Source organism: Enterobacter sp. BNK-22 (genome assembly GCF_048684805.1).
GTDB lineage: Bacteria > Pseudomonadota > Gammaproteobacteria > Enterobacterales > Enterobacteriaceae > Enterobacter > Enterobacter quasiroggenkampii.
Map to the genome: position 1 here is coordinate 2038851 of NZ_JBLQTT010000001.1, position 19637 is coordinate 2058487.

Annotated in this window: 19 protein-coding genes; 2 read left to right on the forward strand and 17 right to left on the reverse strand. The window is 56.5% G+C overall.

All coding sequences use genetic code 11. The annotated features are described in order from the left end of the window. Nucleotides 1-3: 3 nt before the first annotated feature. The 16 genes from ACMGGE_RS09625 to ACMGGE_RS09700 all read right to left on the reverse strand — a co-directional run bounded on the left by ACMGGE_RS09625 (nt 4) and on the right by ACMGGE_RS09700 (nt 16563). Entirely contained in the window at nt 4-1815 is a 1812-nt protein-coding gene (locus ACMGGE_RS09625; protein WP_045908411.1) for a chitinase, read from the reverse strand. Nucleotides 1816-1965: 150 nt separating this feature from the next. Next, the gene (gene iagB, locus ACMGGE_RS09630; RefSeq protein ID WP_048027141.1) at nt 1966-2400 is read right to left on the reverse strand and encodes a type III secretion system invasion protein IagB; all 435 of its coding nucleotides are present in this window, start codon (nt 2398-2400) and stop codon (nt 1966-1968) included. Between the two features lie 135 nt (nt 2401-2535). Further along, nucleotides 2536-5250 carry a glycosyl hydrolase family 18 protein gene (locus ACMGGE_RS09635; protein WP_069719526.1) on the reverse strand — a complete coding sequence of 905 codons (2715 nt, stop codon included), beginning with the start codon at nt 5248-5250 and terminating at the stop codon, nt 2536-2538. Nucleotides 5251-5508: 258 nt separating this feature from the next. Beyond that, entirely contained in the window at nt 5509-6306 is a 798-nt protein-coding gene (locus ACMGGE_RS09640; protein ID WP_420293700.1) for a prepilin peptidase, read from the reverse strand. After that, nucleotides 6303-6788, reverse strand: coding sequence for a type II secretion system protein GspM (gene gspM / locus ACMGGE_RS09645; protein ID WP_045908415.1), 486 nt, complete (start codon nt 6786-6788; stop codon nt 6303-6305). The genes ACMGGE_RS09640 and gspM overlap by 4 nt, the downstream gene beginning before the upstream one ends. Next, a complete protein-coding gene (gspL, locus tag ACMGGE_RS09650) occupies nt 6785-7927 on the reverse strand; it encodes a type II secretion system protein GspL (protein WP_420293701.1) in 1143 nt (380 codons plus the stop codon). The genes gspM and gspL overlap by 4 nt, the downstream gene beginning before the upstream one ends. A gap of 15 nt (nt 7928-7942) precedes the next feature. Next, a complete protein-coding gene (gene gspK / locus ACMGGE_RS09655; RefSeq protein ID WP_111966997.1) occupies nt 7943-8953 on the reverse strand; it encodes a type II secretion system minor pseudopilin GspK in 1011 nt (336 codons plus the stop codon). Then, a complete protein-coding gene (gene gspJ / locus ACMGGE_RS09660) occupies nt 8950-9606 on the reverse strand; it encodes a type II secretion system minor pseudopilin GspJ (RefSeq protein WP_420293702.1) in 657 nt (218 codons plus the stop codon). Before gspJ ends, gspK begins: the two co-directional genes overlap by 4 nt. Continuing rightward, nucleotides 9603-9986: a type II secretion system minor pseudopilin GspI gene (gene gspI / locus ACMGGE_RS09665; RefSeq protein ID WP_069719531.1), complete on the reverse strand. Its 384-nt coding sequence runs from the start codon at nt 9984-9986 to the stop codon at nt 9603-9605. Before gspI ends, gspJ begins: the two co-directional genes overlap by 4 nt. Beyond that, on the reverse strand, nt 9979-10464 hold the full coding sequence (gene gspH, locus ACMGGE_RS09670; protein WP_048027127.1) for a type II secretion system minor pseudopilin GspH: 486 nt from the start codon (nt 10462-10464) through the stop codon (nt 9979-9981). Before gspH ends, gspI begins: the two co-directional genes overlap by 8 nt. Beyond that, a complete protein-coding gene (gene gspG, locus ACMGGE_RS09675) occupies nt 10464-10913 on the reverse strand; it encodes a type II secretion system major pseudopilin GspG (RefSeq protein ID WP_348567607.1) in 450 nt (149 codons plus the stop codon). The genes gspH and gspG overlap by 1 nt, the downstream gene beginning before the upstream one ends. A 3-nt stretch (nt 10914-10916) precedes the next feature. Continuing rightward, the gene (gspF, locus tag ACMGGE_RS09680) at nt 10917-12122 is read right to left on the reverse strand and encodes a type II secretion system inner membrane protein GspF (RefSeq protein WP_234081783.1); all 1206 of its coding nucleotides are present in this window, start codon (nt 12120-12122) and stop codon (nt 10917-10919) included. Beyond that, nucleotides 12122-13600, reverse strand: a complete 1479-nt coding sequence (gene gspE, locus ACMGGE_RS09685; RefSeq protein WP_048027124.1) for a type II secretion system ATPase GspE — start codon at nt 13598-13600, stop codon at nt 12122-12124. The genes gspF and gspE overlap by 1 nt, the downstream gene beginning before the upstream one ends. A 15-nt stretch (nt 13601-13615) precedes the next feature. Beyond that, the gene (gene gspD, locus ACMGGE_RS09690; RefSeq protein WP_420293703.1) at nt 13616-15538 is read right to left on the reverse strand and encodes a type II secretion system secretin GspD; all 1923 of its coding nucleotides are present in this window, start codon (nt 15536-15538) and stop codon (nt 13616-13618) included. A 13-nt stretch (nt 15539-15551) separates the two neighbouring features. After that, a complete protein-coding gene (gspC, locus tag ACMGGE_RS09695) occupies nt 15552-16283 on the reverse strand; it encodes a type II secretion system protein GspC (RefSeq protein ID WP_048027121.1) in 732 nt (243 codons plus the stop codon). Further along, nucleotides 16234-16563, reverse strand: a complete 330-nt coding sequence (locus ACMGGE_RS09700; protein ID WP_420293704.1) for a hypothetical protein — start codon at nt 16561-16563, stop codon at nt 16234-16236. The genes gspC and ACMGGE_RS09700 overlap by 50 nt, the downstream gene beginning before the upstream one ends. A gap of 21 nt (nt 16564-16584) precedes the next feature. On the opposite strand from ACMGGE_RS09700, the gene ACMGGE_RS09705 reads away from it, so the two are divergent. Continuing rightward, on the forward strand, nt 16585-18150 hold the full coding sequence (locus ACMGGE_RS09705; protein WP_420293705.1) for a peptidoglycan-binding protein: 1566 nt from the start codon (nt 16585-16587) through the stop codon (nt 18148-18150). After that, a complete protein-coding gene (locus tag ACMGGE_RS09710) occupies nt 18150-18782 on the forward strand; it encodes a hypothetical protein (RefSeq protein ID WP_420293706.1) in 633 nt (210 codons plus the stop codon). The genes ACMGGE_RS09705 and ACMGGE_RS09710 overlap by 1 nt, the downstream gene beginning before the upstream one ends. On the opposite strand, the gene ACMGGE_RS09715 is transcribed toward ACMGGE_RS09710, so the two are convergent. Then, nucleotides 18783-19406 (reverse strand): helix-turn-helix domain-containing protein, encoded by a 624-nt coding sequence (locus tag ACMGGE_RS09715; RefSeq protein ID WP_045908427.1) that lies wholly within the window; start codon nt 19404-19406, stop codon nt 18783-18785. It lies immediately after the preceding gene. Nucleotides 19407-19637: the final 231 nt, after the last annotated feature.

Consider the following 19637-nt stretch of genomic DNA (forward strand, 5'->3'; position numbering starts at 1 on the left):
CTTTTACAGAGCTGTCCAGGCATCTGCCCACGCCAGGCCAGCGCCGGGTTCGTAGTATGCCGGAGAGTTGTTACACCAGCCGCTGTACGGGAACGGTTTGCACTGGAACAGTTTACCGTGGTTGTTCACGATATCACCTGCGTTGTACTTGCTGTTCGCGCTCCACGCGGCGTAAGAGCCGGAAGTGCCTTCGTCCTTAGACGTGGCTTTCGCTTTCACGTTCAGCAGGTAGGACGTGGTGCTGGTCAGTTCGCCATCACTGACGGTCAGGCCGATTTCGTACTGCTGAGCCGTTGCAGACTCTGGTGCCTTGAAGGTCACCACCGCTTTGTCCTGACCGGTCACGGTCTGGCCATCCTGGGAACGCCAGGTGTAGGTCAGCTTGTTACCGTCGGCGTCTGTGGAGCCTTCCGCGCTCAGGGAAACCTGCGCACCCGCTTCAACTGCCCCGATTGGGCCCGCAATCTGCGCCACAGGGGCGTGATTCACGGTTGCCGGTTCAACAGGGGTGGTATCTTCCGCTGGCGTGGTATCCGCTGGCGGTGTGGTGTCTGCCGGAGTTTTGTCTTCGCCTGGGGTCACTGCCGAGCCGTCATCGTTAATGATGTTCACGTTATAGAACTTCTTAACGCAGTTGGTGTAGTCACCCTCTTTGAACGCGCTGAACGGCGTCTGGTAACCCACCAGCTGGCAGGAGTAGGTCTTACCGTCCGGCGTATCCGGACTCCATCCCCAGTCCTGCTCCCAGTAGATCTTCAGCGCACCGGAGCCGCCTTCATCGAACTGCTTCATGTTGGCGCAGCCCAGCACTTCATTCGCCGGAACTGGCACTTTCAGGTAGTTCGCGAACTCTTTGTAGTACTTGATGCGGTTTTCAGACTGGGCAATCTCGGTCGGACCGCCGCACTCTACGCCACCGTTGATGATCTGGGTGGTCACGCCGAAGCCCGGAACCAGGCCGTTGGCTTTATCGTGATCGTTTGGCTGCCAGGTGCCATCGATAACCTGCAGCATGCTTGGTTTTGGCGGCTGCGGATAGGCGAAGAAGAAGATCGCACTCGCCAGGTTCAGCCAGGTATCCGCCACCAGCTCAGGTTTGTCGAGCAGGGTGCGGACGGTGCCAAACATCGCTTCCGAGAACGGACCGTAGTTGTAGTTGTAAGACAGCTGCTTCGCGCCGCGGCCAAAGTAGCTTACGAAGTCGCCGTCTTTGTCCTTACCGCATGGCCAGGTCTGCCCCTGCCAGATGTCAGGGTTACATTCGCCGTTATAGCCGCCTTTCTGGCCTTCAGTCCAGCCCATTTCACGAACGTGAACCAGGGCCTGACGCCATTCGGCTTCCGGACGCCAGCTTTCATGACCGCCGGTTTCCTGCGCAAAGTGGGCAAACATGGTCGCCAGCTCTTTGCGGCAAATGGCGTCGCTGTCGCGACCATCGTTATAGGTCTTACACAGTGCCGGGAATTTACCAACAGCCTTCAGGAAGTTACTGTAGGTGTAAGACTGAGCGCGCAGCGGGAAGAGATATTCCCAGTCGCTGGCCTTCACGATCCCTTCCACGCGCTTGACGTTGTCAGGGTTCGACGCACGACCTGGCTCAATCTGCTCAACGAGGCTGTTGTCCAGAGTCGCAATGGTGTCTTTCACCGAAACCATCAGCGGGAAATTGGTCAGCTCTTTTTCCTTTTTCGCCAGATCGCTGGCTTTCATGGTGTACGGCTCGCTGCTGGCCGCCTGCAGTGATGCAGCCTGCGCCATAAAGGGTGCAATGCATGCTCCCGCCACGAGAACGCTCAGTAATGTCCTTTTCGTCATTTCAAATAATCCTGTATTTAAGCAACTAGGGTGAGTACATTCCCGGCTTATGTATTACTCCCTTAATAAATAAGCCTGAGAGTGTGGTTCTTTTTCATTTTCTGAAGAACACCAAAAGGAATTCTTCAAAAAACAAAAATGACGCTATCGTTATTTACCCGACTTTATTTGCTGATACTTCGCCCACACTTTATGGGCATAACGCATGCGCTGCGGATAATTTTCTTTTTTCAACCCGGCGTTATAGGCGCCTACCGCTTCCCAGTTATAGCCATACACTTTTATCATCCCGGACAGGATGGACGCGCCGACCATAATGGAGGTACAGGGCTCAGTCATAAGCTGGTTCTCATCAATCCCCTGACGCTCTAACTCGCTGAAGTGCGAGCTATTAATCTGCATCAACCCGACGTCACGCGTGCCGTCGTGGTTCCAGCCTACCGCGTAGGGATTCATTCCGGATTCCACTTTGGCAATCGCATATAACAGCCACGGATCGACGTGATAATAATGTCCGGCGTTATCCCAACAGTTCGCAAATACGCTTTGACTAAACAGCAGTAAAAATAAAATCACGCGTTTCATGAGCACCTGCTCTTAAATACTGAACCTCTTCCTGCTCATAATTAGCGATCATTCTGAAGTGTTGGTCACACCCGAAGTGGGGTGTGACCAACCATTGCGGGTTGATATCATTCCCGCAATTCACGGTTCAGAAGGTTATTTGCAATCGGTTGATGCGCCTTCTTTCACCCATACGTCGCTGTTGGCCGGGTTATCACCCTGTGTCCACCATTTCGCGCGGTAAACGTTACCCTGGTAGGTCGTGGTTTCGCCGCCGTTGTATGCCAGGTCAGAGCGCCAGTTCATCTTCACGTTGCTTACCATTTCCCATGCGTCCACGCCGAAGTCAGGCTGGTTGCCCTGCGTCCAGTATTTCGCTTTCCACACCAGATGGTCGAAGCTGACGGTATCGCCCGTGTTGTAAATTTTGCTGGATTCCCACGCCGGATATTTGCTGGCGTTGGCGTCAACAGGCTTATCGCAGCTGCCGGTCGCCGTACCTTCATCAGACGGCGGGGTCACCTCGTCTGACGGTGGCGTCACTTCATCCGCAGGCGGGGTGACGTCTTCTGCCGGAGGCGTCACTTCGTCAGCCGGTTTTGGTGTGACCACGACCTGGACGTTGGACTGAACGCTGGTCTTGCCATCGCTCACCACCACGCTCAGGGTATAGGACGACTCAGAGCTCACCTCAGGCGCGGTGATGTTCACGTTCGCGCTATCGGTACCGGTCGCGTGCATATCAGCCGGTACGCTCCAGGCGTAGGTCAGCGCATCACCGTCTGGATCCGCCGCCTGCGCGTGCAGGGCATAGGTTTCGCCTGCCTGCAGGGTGACGTTCTGCATTGGGTTAATCACCGGCGCCTGGTTCGCTTTTGGCGCTTTGTTAACGACCTGAACATCAGCGGAGTTGCTCAGCCCCTTCGCGTCGGTCACGGTCAGTCGGAACGCCAGCGTCTGGTTGCTGGTGACGGCCGCCACGTTGAAGGAAGCCTTCGCTTTGGTGCTGTTGGTGAGGGTCACCGATGGGCCAGAGATCTGGGTCCATTTGTAGGTGATGGCATCACCGTCTGGATCGGTTGAAGCCGAACCGTCCAGGGTCACGGTAGCCGGACCGGTTACCGTCTGGTCAACCGCGGTGGCAACCGGCGCATGGTTGGTCACGACCGGATCAACTGGCGCAGAGCCGCCCATCAGGCTTTCGTTCATCGCGTTCAGGATGTCGCCGGTATCGGAGTCGATAGACCAGGCGAAGAGGCCGCCCAGGTTTTTCGACAGCACGTACTTCCCTTTTGCCGTGGTAGAGCGTGCATCTTCATAGGAGATCAGATCCCCCGTTGCCTTATTGAAGACGTACGGCGCTTCGGCAGTCGCATCGTAGCCGGATTCCCAGCCTGGCTTGCCTTTGTACTCGTTCATAATCTGACGATAGTCCACTACGCCCGGTTCCCAGGTGCCTTTCACCATGCCGGTTGCGGTACCGGTGAACGGATTGTCGCCGGTGTAGCCATGCACGCCAGTCCAGCCGCGGCCATACATTCCCGCACCCACCACGATCTTGCCTGGCTGTACGCCCTGAGCAAGCAGCGCGTCCACGCCGTTCTCGGTGGTGTAGTTCGTGTCCGGACGCCATGACGGCGCGCGCAGCGCGGCCTGGTGGCCCAGCTCGGTGTTGCTCCAGCCGCCGTAGAAGTCGTAGCTCATCAGGAAGATATGGTCGAGGTCGCGCTGAGCGGTGGTGTAATCCACGTCTTCGATCTTGTCGCGGCCTGCACCCACGGCGCTGGTCAGCTCATAGGTACGACCCGTCTGCGCGGAGAGCTCGTTCAGCATGGTACGCAGATCGTGAATCAGCGCCGTGTAGGTGGCTTTATCCTGCTGCGGGTTGCCTTTGGTTTCAGTCACGCCGCCGCCGCCCGGGAATTCCCAGTCGATGTCCACGCCGTCAAAGAATTTCCAGGTCTGCAGGAACTCCTTCACGGAGGCCACGAAGCGAGAGCGGATTGCCGGGTCGCCCATGTGGTAGAACGGGTCGGACAGGGTCCAGCCGCCGATGGATGGCAGCACTTTCAGGTCAGGATGCGCTTTTTTCAGCGCCATCAGCTGCCCAAAGTTCCCTTTGTACGGGTCGTCCCAGTCGGCGACGCCCGCCTGCGGTTTTTGCAGAGCAGCCCACGGGTCATGGATGGCCACGGTAAAGTCCGGACGTCCGGCGCAGTCGCGCTGCAGCACGGAGAAGCTGTTGCCGCCCTCAACGGTTTTCAGGCCGTCGTTAATGCCGTCGCCGCCACAGATTGGAATGAAGCCATAGAGGATGTGGTTAAGGTTTGCAGCCGGGATTTTATCAACCGGGAAGTTACGATCGTAAACGCCCCATTCAGGGAAGTACGCCGCAACCACTTTATCAGGATGTTTGGCGAACGTTTTGTTGTTCTCCTGCAGCGGTGCGTTCAGCGGCAGCAGATGGCTGCCGTCAGTATCCGCCACGATGATCAGCTTGCTGGCGCTTTTGGTACAGCCGCTGGCGTTACAGGCTTCCACCTGTTCCTGATAACGTCCGCCTTTTTTCACCTTAAAGGTGGCTGAGCCGCTTGCACCGGCTGCACCGGTCCACACGGTTTGACCATCGAGCAGCACTTTTGCAGAGGTTGGCGCGTCGCCGCTCCACACGTTCCACTCGACTTTCACATCCACGCCGTCGTTATGCACCTTGACGAGGCTGTTGTAATCCTGCGCGGCCTGATCCACTTCCACCAGCGCAAATTTGTCATTGCCGTAGCCGATGGTCGGTGCACCTGGCGCAGCTGCGAATGCAGAACCGGTTGCCGCTGCAATAAAGAGCGCCAGATATTTAGGCTTAATAAATTTCATTTTTATTTCCTGATAAATTTATTCGTAAACGTAATTGGCCCATGTCTTCCTTTAAAACATGGAATATTATTCACATAGTGCGTTTTTTAAATACGCAGACAGCCGTTACCCAAACCTTAAAGACGCGTTGTATTCCTCCATTAAAAGATACAAGCTAAAACTCCGTGTAGCTTATGCCTTTTACGATACACTGAGGATAAAAGGTCGTCCTTCTCTTTCCCCGTCGAAAAAATTGATAAAAAAACTTGACCCGGTTATTTAATATGTGAGCGCAAATAACTGGCTGGCATAGAGTACTATTCCAGCAAAAGCCAGATAAGGTCCGAAAGCGATGGTGAGGTTATTTTTATTTAATTTATTTAAAAGCAAATAACCCACGATGCCGCTTAATGCGGCAATTAATTCAATCTCAGGCAGCGCCTGCCAGCCGCACCAGGCGCCCAGCGCCGCCAGCAGCTTAAAATCGCCGTAGCCCATCCCTTCGCGACGGGTGAGCAGACGAAACGCCCAGTACACCAGCCAGAGCGAAAGATAGCCCGCCACCGCGCCCAGCAGCGCATCGCGCAGGAGCAGTCCGTGACTGAAGGCGTGGAACAGCAGCCCGGCCCACAGCAGCGGCTGCGTCAGGCAGTCGGGCAGCAGCTGGTGCTGTCTATCAATCATCGCCAGCGGCAGCAGAAAGGCCGCCAGCACCCACAGCGAGAAAAGGGATGCTAAGCCCGGTATCCACCAGGCGGTGACGCCAAAGAACAACGCCATCACCAGTTCGAGTAAAAATAACCGCAGCGGAATCGCCGACTGACAGCAGCGGCAGCGTCCCCGCAGCGCCAGCCAGCTCAGCAGCGGGATATTCTCCCAGGCGCGCAGCGCATGCTGGCAGACGGGACAGTGAGATGCCGGGAAAAGCAGGTTGCTGCGGCACGCCTCCTCCATCACCATCCCCGGCACGCGGTCCACCACGACGCCGAGAAAGCTCCCCAGGAGCGCGCCGAGCACGCCGCTCATCGCGGCAAACCCGACGGGATAACTCTCCCGGACGAGCATCAGCCCGTTCATGCCACTTTTTTCCAGGTCAGCTGGATTTCGGCCTTCACGTCGCTCAGGTGATCCACCGGCGTAAGGTTTATTTTCTCCAGCCTGACGCCGGAAGCGAGGTTCATCTCACGCAGCCAGTTTTTTAATTCATAGACGTTGACCCGGTTCACCACAAAGGCCAGGGTCTGACCGTCCTGGCGAATATCGGTCAAGGTCAGGTTAATTTCATGCGCGCTATTCTCCACCACGCTGCGTGGATTATCGGTTTTCACCTGTAACACCGGCAGATGGTTTTTATCAATTTCTGTTTTCATCCAGTTTACCGTTTCCGTTTGTCGCGCCAGCGTCGCCTGGCTATTTTTTATCATGTTATCCAGGGGTATTACCCCCGCGTAATAGATGACGGCACCGAATAAGGCTCCCGCCGCTATTTTTAAAATGCGTTGTTCTCTGACGCTGTATTGTTGATAGCGAGATTTAAGCTGTGCAATTCGCCCTTTCATTTATATTTCCCTGTAATCATGGCCGTATACGGCGCGTCCTTTGAAATAGGCTGTAACGTAAAATCAAAATTCGCGCTGGCCTGATGAATGAAGTCCTGTAACGCCTGCTCGTTTTGCGCACTCACGCTTAACGTCAGGCCCCCCTGCGTGTCGTCATATTCAAGCAGCGTAATTTCCATTGACGGAACGGACTGACGGATTTTTTCCAGCTCGTCCATCTGCAAAAAAATGCCCTTAGGCTGCTTCTTGATGTTCTGCCCGAAGTGGTACTTGATGTTGGTCTGCTGGCGCATGCTAGGAAAATGGTGCTGATAGAGCTGGACCATCTCCTGCTGGACCTGATTTTCCTGATCGACCAGCATCCACGCCAGGGCGATGCGGGGGCCGAGCAGCAGGCCCAGAGAGAGAAGCCCCATCGCCGCGACGGCGGCCTTCATCCCTTTCGCCGCCCTCGCGCTGGTCGCCTTCGCGCTGAACGCACCGTGCAGCAGGTTGACGCGGCACGCCTGCCACTGGGGCTGGATCAGCACCAGCGGATGTTCGCCCGCCAGCTGGTCGTCAACCTCAACGCCTGGCGGGATCTCCCCGTAGCAACGCACCTCGCCGTCTCCGGCTTTTTGCATCAGCAGCGGCAAGAGGCCCGCCTCAACGTTACAGGCGGTATGCGGGGATAAGCGCAGCCAGTAGTTCTCCTCCTGCGCGACCAGCGTGCTTCCGCCCGCCGTCACCGGCAGCAGCCAGGCGTCCGGCAGGGCCTGAATCACCTTCAAACCCGCCTCGTGAAAGCAGGTCAGCCACTGCTGCAGGCGGGCGGTATCTATCGCCACCGCGTCCACCTCGGCGCCTTTTTTGTTCAGCACCGTCCAGTGGAGATCGTCCACCTCGCCGATCAGGGTCTCCTCCGCCATCCACGAGAAGGCGGTCGCCTGCGACGCGACTTTCTTCGGCAGCGTAAAGTGGCGGAAGATCATCTCGCTGGCGGGCAGCAGCAGACAGACGCGCGCGGCCAGCGGATGATCGGCAAGGGTATGCAGCGCCTGCGGGGCGTCCAGGGTTGTAACCTGTTCGCTTCCCGACTCACACCACATGATTTTCCCGTCCTCACGGCTGTCGGGACGAACAAAAAGGACCTGTTTCATAGCGTTCTACTTTTCTTATTCAATCATTCGGTAACGACGTTGCCACGTCACAATTTCACCGGCTTCGTTATTCACCTGAAGCTGGCTCACCACGCGAAGCGTTAACTCATCGGTATTGCCGGTATAGTTGACGCGGAAATACCGGCTGTTGATGGAGAGAACCTCAGCCACCTGCGGGAGATCGTCCTTCAGCTGCGGGAAGGCCTGTTCCAGCGCTTTGCTGAAGACTTCCATACTTTCCCAGCCGGTCTCCGGCCGCGACGCAATCAGGCGAACGGCATCGTCCGCGGTCAGTTTTCCCGGGAACAGGGCTGCCAGTAAGGGAGCCTGCTCCGGCGTCAGGGTATTGACATCCACCTTGCTGGCGGAGTCCGGCAGCGCGCATAACAGCTTGCTCACCTTCGGGTACGCCGCAGCAGGAAACGCCGGCAGCAGCTTTATCTCGGCAAGGGTGCGCATCATCTGATTCGCTGGCTGACGCGCCGGCACCACGCCAGCCCAGGCGTCCGTCTCCGCGCCCTCTTTCACCGTTGTGGTGTCGCCGTCGAGATAATCCACCAGCTGCTGATAAACCTCTTCCGCCGTCGTCTGGCTGACGCCGCCGTCCGTCAGGATCTGCTCGACAATCTTCTCTTTTCGCGGTTTTTCCGGCACGGCTGACGCCGTTTGATCCTGAGCCACTTTGTCTGCGGCCAGCAGGTTATTGACGTTGAAGCAGTCCTGCGCGTCCTCGACCTGACTGACCACCGTATAGTCTTCGCCCTGCGTCTCCAGCGGCTGGTGCCAGTCGCCCTCCGGGTCGAGCGGTTTGCTCTCGCCGCTGGCGTCGCTCTGCAAGCGATCTTTCACCACCTTTTCCTGCGCCTGCATTGCCCAGCGCAGCTGCTGCTGGCTCACCTGATAGTGGGTTTTCTGCAAATTACGGCAGAACTGCTGGCTGATTTTGGCCGCCAGGGCCGACATCATGACCAACAGGATCAACACAACCAGCAGGGCAACGCCGCGTTGTTGATGTATCCGGCTCATGGCTTCACGTCCGGCACAGGCGCAGGTTGCGGGGCGGGCGTATTTTCCGCCGCCGGTGCCGCCGTTTCGGTACCCGGCTGCGGTGCCGCCGCTTCCGGCATATCTCCCGGCGTGGTAAACACCCAGCGCCAGGTCTCGCCATTTTCCATAGTCAGCGTGAGCTCCACGCCGTCTGGCAGATGGGCGGACTCACCCCAGCTTTTTTGCCAGCCCTTGCGATAAAACCGCCACTGCATCGATTTCACCTCGCTGACAATCGGCACTTCATCGGGTTTGACGTCTGCCGGGCTGTCAATGACCGGCCAGACGTCGCGATACAGGCGCCCCTCTTCCAGCCGCCAGCGCACGCGCTCCAGCTGGACCGTGCCGCTCACGCCGTTCAGCGTGGTGAATTCAACCGCATCGCCATCCTGCAAAAACAGATCCGGCTCGTTGCGCGGCGCCCGCGCCTGCAGCTGGAAAAAATCGCGCTCCATCAGGCTCCAGGCACGCTGAAGCTGGTTGAGCTTTGCCGCACTGGCATCCGTGGCTGAACTGGTGCGCATCGCGCCGTCCAGAATTTGCCAGGCCAGGGTGCTGATGACCGCGAAGATGGTCAGCGCAATCATGATCTCCAGCAGGGTAAAACCGCGCTGGCGTCGGATCGTCTTCACTTGCTCTCTTCTCCCGGCCCGATAATCTGAAGCGAAATGACCGGCTGGCTTTCATCGCCTTCGGCGTAAACGCGGATGGCATTGGCCCAGCCGCTATTGGCGGTTTTCACCCGCTGCTTGTGCCAGTACCAGCTGCGTCCCCCCATAATTTCCGTCCCCTGCTCCTCGGCATCGGGAAAATCGGCTTTACCAAGCTGGGCTTCTGCCAGCTGATTTTCCGCAACCCAGCTGGCCTGCAGCGTGTCGGCCAGCCCGTGGGTGAAGCGTACGTTCAGGGAGACGGAATTCATCAGCGCCAGCGCGGCGGTGGAGAAAATGACCAGCGCCACCATCACCTCCAGGAGCGTCATCCCCTTTTGCTTAACCTTTCCTTTAGTCATCGTTTTCTACCGATACCGGGGCAGCGCCCTGCGACACCACGCGGAAATGATGCTGTTTGTCGTAACTTTGCAGCGTCAGCGTAAAACGGCCAATCTCGCCGTCCGGCAGAAAGAGGATCTGGGGGTCGGCCTCGACGGTCGCCGCCAGACGCTGAGGCGAAAGCGATACGTGCATCTCTTCCGGAAAATCGCCCTTCGTGGTAATACGGCCTGCGGATAATGGCACCCAGCGACGTTCGCCGTTTTTATCGTCGAGCGTGACCAGCTGATAGTTATCGGTAGTGATGACCAGCCCGACAATATTTCCGTCCATTACCGCGCGGTCTGAACCATAATCAACGAGGGCTTTTAATTGCTGACCAAATATATCCGCACCGCTGCGTGAGGGTATTGTTGATACAACCATCATGGCGCAGCTGGCAAATATCACCAGCGCCAGAATAATTTCCAGCAACGTAAAGCCGCGTTGACGCTTCATTATTTCTCTTTCTTATCCAGAGACCAGTTCGTAATATCGTCTGCGGTATTGGCTTCGCCATCAGGACCGGCAGAGAAGACGTCTACGGCGCCGTGTTCACCCGGGCTGACGAGCAGATAATCGTTGCCCCACGGGTCCTGCGGCAGGCGGCGAATATAGCCGTCGGCGCGGTAGCCGTTGGGAATAGGCGCGATCTCAGGTTTGGTCACCAGCGCCTGCAGGCCCTGCTCGGTGGTCGGGTAGCGGTGGTTATCGAGCTTATACATATCCAGCGAGCCTTCGAGCGCAACAATATCGCTGGTCGCCTTTTGCGCGTCCGCTTTTTCTTTATTACCCATTAAATTTGGCACCACCATACTCGCTAAAACGCCGAGAATAACGATCACCACCATTAATTCGAGCAAGGTGAACCCCGCCTGGCGAGCCAGACGTTTTGTTTTTATAACCATGATTTAACCTACCATATTATTAAGTTGCAGAAGCGGCTGTAATATTGACAGCACGATGAATAAAACAATCGTCGCCATGGAGACCACCAGCGCCGGTTCAAATACCGACAGCGTTAACGTAATACGATGCTGTAGCGCCGATTCCTGGTTTTCCGCCGCGCGGTCCATTAAGTTGCCTAATTCGCCGCTCTCTTCACCGGAGGCAATCATGTACAGCATGGTGGGCGGGAATAATTTCGCCTGCTCCAGCGCGGCATAGAGCGATGCCCCCTGGCGCACGGTATCCGCCGCCTGCTCCAGCACCTGCCGGGCGTAGAGATTTTCGATACCGTCCATCGCGATATACATCCCTTCGAGCAGCGGCACGCTGCTCGCCTGCAGGATGCTGAGCGTGCGGATATAGCGGGCACTGTTGATGGCGCACACCAGCTTTTTAATCGGCGAGCCGTTCACCAGCCAGCTGTGCCAGCGAAAGCGGTTTTTAGCGTTTCTGAGCCAGGTCTTAAAGCCGATAACCCCACCGGCCAGGATCCCGACAATATAGATGCCGTACGCCTGCAGGAAATCGCTCACCGCAATCAGCGTGCGGGTGGTGATCGGCAGCTGCTGCTTCATGTGGGTGAACTGCTCGATCACCTGCGGCACCACCGCCACCAGCAGAATGCTAATGACCGCGATGGCCACCACCGTCAGGGTGATCGGGTAGACCATCGCCTGCGTCAGTTTGCTCTTCATCTTCTGGCGCTGCTCGTTGTACTCCGCCAGTTTCTCCAGCACGTCGCCGAGGTGGCCGGTTTTTTCACCGGCCATCACCAGCGTGCAGTAGAGCTTGTCGAAGGTGCGCGGGAACTGGCTGAAGGCGTCGAACAGCGTATGCCCTTCCACCACCTTCTCGCGGATCTCCACCACCATCGCCGCCAGCTTTTTGTCCTCCGTCTGCTTCGAGATCGCCTTCAGCGCGCTCTCCAGCGGCAGAGCGGCGTTGACCAGCGTGGAGAGCTGACGGGTAAACATCGACAGCACCGGCGTGGAGAGCTTCGCCCCGGTTTTCGCTTTCCCGGACGCCGCCTCGCGCGTTTCGGAGATGCTGACGGGCATCAGCTTTTGCTCACGTAACGTCTGGCGAACCTGCTTTTGCCCTTCGGCCTGCAGCGTGCCGCGTCGGGTTTTGCCCGCCGCATCCGTTGCCGTCCATGCGTAGAGGGCCATTACTCATCCCCTCCACGCTCGGCGGTGACGCGCATCACCTCTTCCAGAGAGGTGACGCCGCTAATCACCTTCAGCAGCCCGTTTTCGCGCAGGCTGTAGGCCTGCTTAAAGAGCTGCGTTTCGATGGACATCTCATCTTTATCTTCATGGATGGCGCGACGCATGGCGGTGTCCACCACCAGGAATTCATGAATGCCCGCACGCCCCTGATAGCCGCTCTGGCGGCAATGCTCGCAGCCCACCGCGCGATAGATCGCTTTCGGCGGCGTCTCCATGAAGCTGAACAGCGCTTTTTCATTGGCATCCAGCGGACTGGTGGTGCGGCAGTGCGTACACAGCCGACGCACCAGACGCTGGGCAATGACACCGAGCAACGATGAACCGATTAAAAACGACTCCAGCCCCATATCCCGCAGACGGGTGATGGCACCGGCGGCGCTGTTGGTGTGCAGCGTAGACATGACCAGGTGACCGGTGAGCGAGGCCTGCACCGCAATTTGCGCGGTTTCGCCGTCGCGAATCTCCCCGATCATCACCACGTCCGGGTCCTGGCGCAGGATGGCGCGCAGCCCGCGGGCAAAGGTCATGTCCACGCGCGGGTTCACCTGGGTCTGCCCCACCCCTTCCAGCTCGTATTCAATCGGATCTTCGACGGTCAGGATATTGCGCTCATGACCGTTCAGCGCCGAGAGAATGGCGTACAGGGTGGTACTTTTCCCGGAGCCCGTGGGCCCGGTGACCAGGATGATGCCGTGCGGGCGGTCAATCAGCCCTTTTAACTTCTCCAGCTCTTCATCAATCAGGCCCAGCTTGTTGATGTCGGGCTTGAGGTTACTTTTATCGAGCAGGCGCATCACCACGCGCTCGCCGTACTGGGACGGAATGGTCGAGACGCGCACGTCGATGGCCTTGCGGCCAATGCGCAGGGAGATACGACCATCCTGCGGCAGACGTTTTTCGGCGATGTCGAGTTTTGACATGACCTTGATGCGCGACACCAGCAGCGGCGCGAGCTTGCGCGCAGGCTGGAGAACCGGGCGCAGGACGCCGTCAACGCGGAAGCGAATGCTCAGCGTCCGTTCGAATGTTTCAATGTGGATATCCGACGCGCCGTCCTTCACCGCCTCGCCGAGAATGGCGTTGATCAGGCGGATCACCGGCGAGTTTTCGTCGTTATCGAGCAGATCTTCGTTATCCGGGATCTCCTCGGTTAACGCCATCAGGTCGATATCCGCGTCCATATCATCCACCAGCTGCTGGGAGACGCCGCTGCTCTGCTGCCAGATTTTGGCCAGCATCTCCTCAAAGGCCTCAGGGGCGAGGATCGTCGGCTCGAAGGGGCGTCCCAGTACCCGGCGCATCTCCAGCAGGGCAAACGCGGGAGCATCCTCGCGAATGTAGACGTCGTTGTTGTAAAACAGGACGCCGTTATCCTTTGCGTAACTGCTGCTGCAGAGCGTTTTACTCAGTTCATCCACGTTGCGCCCTCCGCCTTAGTTTTTAAACGGATTGCGCGACGTGCTGGCGCGGGTTGTGGCCGGCGCGGCGCTGGCCGACGGGAAGGCTGGCAGTACCGCGCTGTCGGACGGTTCAATAATACCGAGCTTCTTCTCCTCCACGCGCTGCTGCTGGCGGGCGCGGATCTGGTCATATTTCTCTTTCGACGCCGCGCTGAAGTTATCGTCGTCGCGCAGGACGGTGGTATGGATAAACACCATCAAATTGCGCTTCGAGGTATCCTGCGAGGTGTAGCGGAACAGCTGACCAACCAGCGGGATATCGCCGAGCAGGGGCACTTTGGAAACCGACTGCTTGGTGACGTTTTCCATCAGGCCGCCAAGCACCACCGTCTGACCGCTGTGTACCATCACTTCGTTGTTGATGGTGCGGGTGTTGAAGGTTGGGCCGAGGCTGGCGTCCTCCGTCGCGCTGTTGTCGACGCTGGAGACTTCCTGCTCAATCTTCAGGTGGATCATGTCGCCATCGTTGATCTGCGGCACAATTTTCAGCTTGGTACCGACCGTCTTACGCTCAACGGAGTTAAAGACGTTGTCGCCGCTGGTGGTCTGCGAGCCGGAGAGCACCGGCACATCCTGCCCGACGTTGAACGACGCTTCTTTGTTATCCAGCGTGACCACGCTTGGGGTGGAGAGAATGTCGTTCTTGCCGTCGGTGGAGAGCGCGGTCATCAGGGCACCGAAATCGCCGTTAAAGAAGCCGGTCGCCAGGCCAGTGAAGCTCGCCCCCTTCATGGTGCCGTTTTTAATCTGGCTGATAGGCAGGCCGGTTGAGCCGAACTGTACGCCGCCGTGCTTGCTGGTCCACTGCACGCCGAGATCCAGGCCGTTACCGTCCTGCACTTCCGCGATGATGGCTTCCACCAGCACCTGTGGACGACGGATGTCGAGCTTGTCGATCACCTTCTCCAGAGAGTTCATCACGTTAGGCTGGGCGGTAATCACCAGCGAGTTGGTTGCCTCGTCGGCGGTAATGTTCAGATCGCTGGACGCAGGCGCGGCTTTCGACTTCGGCGCGCCCGCCTTATCCTTCAGCTGCTCGCCAATGCCGGTCAGGACCGGAACCACCTTGGTGGCGCTGGCATACTTGAGATAGAAGACGCGGGTATTCCCTTCGTTATTTTGCTCGCGATCCAGCTGATGGATCAGGGAGCGGGTACGCATGCGCGCGTCTTCCGAGCCGCTGATCACCAGGCTGTTGGTTTCGTCATCTGCCACCACTTTGGTGGCCAGCTGCGGCGCGTTCTGCCCCTTCTGCTCTTCATTGTTGAGGTTGTTCAACATGTCGGAGAGCTCTTTAGCGGACGCAAAGCGCAGCGGCACAATCTCGCGGCGCTGAATACCGTCTTTGTCCACGCGCTGAACCAGATCCACCAGGCGATTGACCACCGAGGCTTTACCGGTTAGCAGCAGCACGTTGGACGGCTCGAAGTGCACCACGTTCCCGATGCCGGTGGCATCGTTGAGCTGGCGCAGCAGCGGGGCCAGCTCGCGCACCGGCACGTTTTCCATGCGCACGACGCGGGTGATGATCTCGTCGCCTTTGCCCGGATTTTTACCGTCGGCCAGCGGCGCACCGGCGGTGCGGGCAATGCTTGAGCGCACCACCTTGACCATGCCGTTATCCATCGGGATCACCGACAGGCCGTACAGGTCCAGCACGCTCAGGAAGAACTGGTAATACTCATCTTCCGTCAGCACGTTATAGGTTCTGACCGACACTGTGTCCTGAACGGACGGATCGACCAGAATGGTTTTGTTCAGATTGCGGCCTACCGTATCAATAAACTCGCGGATATCGGTATTTTTAAAGCTGGCGCTAAAGTTAGCTGCGAGCAGCGAACTGGAATATAACGACAATGCGGTCAGCGCCACGCACGCCCAAGGAAATTTCTTCATGTCTGTACACTTGTTAATTGTTTAGAACATTGACCCGAATATTTTCAAGGTGAGCGTGACGTCTGACGACGACCTCCGCTTCTTTCATTTTCGACCAGTTGGCAATAATATTTTTTGCCTTTGCTGCATCGGTCATATCGACAGAATTGACTTTTACCGCCACATCGCCTTTTTCCAGCCCGGAATGGCTGTAGAAGGCGGAGGCATTCCTTGGATTAATGTTGTAGCCTTCCAGTTGGCCCTTTTCGATAAGTGGTTTTAACACCAGATAATCATCCAGATGCACGCTTTCCGCACCTGCATCTTTCGTCGATTTGGTTACCGGACCGCTGTCAACGCCGCCCTTAAAATAATCAGGTTTATTTAACGCCAGTACCTGCGTAGCACCTTCATAATTAACCACCACATTGTCTTTGTTAATTTCCTGAATAAAGGCATCGTTAAAACCAGTCAGCGCCTCGCCTTCGCGATAGCTCTTCTGTCCCCCCGGCGTTTTGATCACGGCGAAGGAGAGCCAGGCATCGTCGCTGCGGACGATCCCCTCAATTTCGGCGGCGAGCGGGGCTTTCGCGGCCGCAGGCAGGCTATCCTGACGCACGGCGGCGGTGAAAAGTGAAAAAGCCTTTTCTTCCTGACGTCTTTTTTGCGGTTTCGCCGCTGCGTTCGCCAGCTTATTCGTCACTTTTTTATAATCTTTAAAAATGACGTAGCCTTGCTGACCGCAAAAAATCAGCAATACAAACATAATACAGGGCGTTATCCACCGTGAAAGAAGTGAGAACCTCATTATTCATCTGGCCTTTAGCAAAGCGAAAATAAGCAGCATCATGCTGCGCCAATATGTGGCATAAATAGTAATTAGCGGCCTGATAATCGACCACCTGCTTCGCCGTTAACTTTGATAAAGAAAAAGATTGACCGTTAAAAAGAGCGGTGTTAGAGGTAGCCAACAGGTTATTTTTACCCTGTCCGTAAATTGACCATGATGCAGCCTTGCCGTACTTTTCCGGACCATTGCTATTCATGTCCAGAGACGGTAAGTCGCTATGTATCAGAGTCATTTTAAATTTAATCACCCGCCTTTTCGAAAAATCACCCGCGCCTCGGGCGATTTCTTCGTGCCGTATCATCAGGATATTTTCAACCTGCTGAAAGAGAAAACCCAACAGGCGGGGATTATTGGGCTCTTTGCTGACGATGCCCCGCTGCTGGGCCAGTTCAGCGACGCCCTGAAATCCACTTCCCCTGGCGTTATTGCTATCAATGCGTTTCCAAAACTGAGTGCCAGTAGCCTGCTGTATAAACTCAACCCGGGAACGAAAGAGAGCAAAAACCGGCTTCAAGCGGTGGATACCATCCTGCATCAGTGGCAGGGAGGGAAAAGCAGGACGAAAGTGTTGGTGATTAGCCATACCGATGCCATGAAAGAGACCTGTCGGGAGGTGCTGGCTCTGCTGCTGACGCGTGCGCAGGAGCTGGAGTTTCGCCTGTCCGTCGTGCTGATGGGGCCAGCGGATCGGGATGCCGCGCTGATGCAGCAGCCTGAACTGCGTGAATATGCGCATACCTGTCACACCCTGCGTTCCCTTACCTGCCGGGAGTTTCTCAGCTACGCTCAGGCGCAGTGTGAAGCGCACGGGTGTGAGCACGCGCCGTTAACCCCGGCGCGGGTGCGTAAAATGCATGCCCTGACTAAAGGGAATATCAGCAAGCTGAACGAGCTGGCGCACCTGTCGATGCTTGCTGCCTGGACCGAACGTGCAGCCCAGGTCAGCCCGCGTCATTTGCGCCTGGCGGCAGGTGAGATCCTGCCCGCGAAAAAACACGGTAAGCGCCTGGCTACCGTGGGCTTATTCGCCTCCGTGCTGTTCGCCGCCTGCGGCTGGTATTTGACCTCTTCGATCGGTGCAAGACTTCCGATTCAACTGCCGGTGCCTGCCAGCTGGAAACAGCAGACGCCAAAAGTCCAGGCGCCGGTGGTGCCGGTTATCGACAACGAGGTGGTTAACCAGCCGGATGCGATGCACCAGCTCTATCTGATGTGGGGGTATGACGCGTCGGCGGAGGATGCCCTGTGCCAGAACGCCGCGAAGGTGAACCTGATGTGTAAGCAGGGGAATGCTTCCCCGGATGCGCTGGCACAGGAAGGGTATCCGTGGGTGAGTGAACTGAAAACCGGCAACCACCTTAACTATGCCGTGGTCGCCCGCGTCGGGGATAACTCGCTTGACCTGCTGATGAACAACCGCACCTGGCAGGTAAGCCGTCACTGGTTTAACCAGCATGCCACCGGCAACTATACCCAGCTCCACCGCCTGACGCCGGAAGGCAAAGACGCCATCAGCGCCGCCAGCGACAGCAAAGAGGTGGCCTGGCTTGACCAGCAGTTGAGCCAGGCCCTTGCCGAACCGGTAACCCACGCGCAAACCTGGACGGCGGAGATGATGAAACGCACCCGCGAGTTCCAGCAAAAAATGCATCTGCGCGTCGACGGCATTCCCGGGGAAGATACGCTGATGCAGTTAATGCGTGACACCAACACCACGCCGAGCGTGCTGCTTCAGACCACCCACGCCGCGCCGGACGCGAAAACGCAGGAGAAGCATTCCTAATGTCTACCATCTGTCTTGCGGCTCAGCGCAGCTACGTTTCCGGGGAAGCGGTCTGGTTTTCGTACCGCATGCCCAGCCTGAAAAAGATCGTTTCTAACGCCTTGTTAGGAATAGTAAGCCTCTGCGTCATGCTGATGGCGGGGCTGTACGCCCACGTTTACTGGCAACTGCGCCACCCTGCGCCGGAGCCGGTAAAAAAAGTGCACGTGGCGAAGCCTGAAACGCAGCTTTCCGACATGCACTACGTGTATGTGAGTAAGCCGTTCCCGCATCCGCACCCGAAACCCGCGCCGGTGCAGGCCGACGTCCCTGCCATGCAGGATCTGCCGATTAACAGCGACGACGCCGACTGGCAGCAGGCACCGGACGGCACGGTGCCGCGCGATACCTCGCGGGATACCCTCCCCGGCACGCAAGCGCACGACGATGCAGCCCCCGCTCGCACGGACGGTGACGACGGTTCATTAACCGAGCTGTTTAAGCAGGCGTTAAAAGAACAGGAGCAGGATTATTCGCAAGGCAAAATACCCGCGCCGCCGGTTGACGAAACGCAGGATAATGCTCAGGCCAGCACATTACATAAAGAAAATTCCCGGTCTCCGTTAAGTGAAAAAGGAGACCGGCTGGAATAGTTAATATTTTTCAGGCAGGTTGGTGATGTTAAGGAGTCGGCCCTTTTCCACCACAATATATTGACCTTTTTTCAGGTCGGAGAGAATTTTGATAATGGTGCTGCGTGCCAGGTTGGTGTATTCCTGAATATAATCATAAACGTTGATATCGCGTTGATGATGGACAATCAGTTCATTAATCTCCAGCAAAAACTCGCGCACAACAGAATAGGCGCTGCGGGCGACCAGCACGTCATCACGCTTGCTCAGCATGCAGATATACCAGGCCAGCACTTTGGTAAGCTCAGGCCATAAGCCTTTCTCCGTCATAAGCTGAGAAAAGGCGTCTTTAGGAATCGAACGCACCACGGTATTCGAGCGGACCAGGCCATACATATGGGATGAATGATAAAAAATGGAAGAGAGTCCAAAGACGCACTGCCCCTGCAGGGTGAACATGCAGAGCTCGTCGGATTCGCGGCGAAATTCCACTTCACCGCTGACGATAACATGAATAAATTCATTGTCGACGGTGGTAATTTTTTGCCATTTCTTTAACGTTTTTTCTTCATATCCTTCTGTTGCGGAAATAATGTTTTCCATTTCATGATGCGGACGCAATTTTCTGCCGTAAATGCTTAACATTGTTATACCCGAATTAAGATGTTAATTTTAGATAAAAAGGGGCCACGGTGGAACCACCGAACTATTCGTATAATCCTGATAAAAACTTCTGGAAGAAGTGAAATAAGAGCAATAAGCAGGTGTTATTTTTTGTTATTACTTAGCAAGCTATACGTCTATCTTAAATGAGGGTATTTTTAAGTCAATTAACTAAAAATGAATTGAGAATGTACTTAAGATTAATCTCATAGA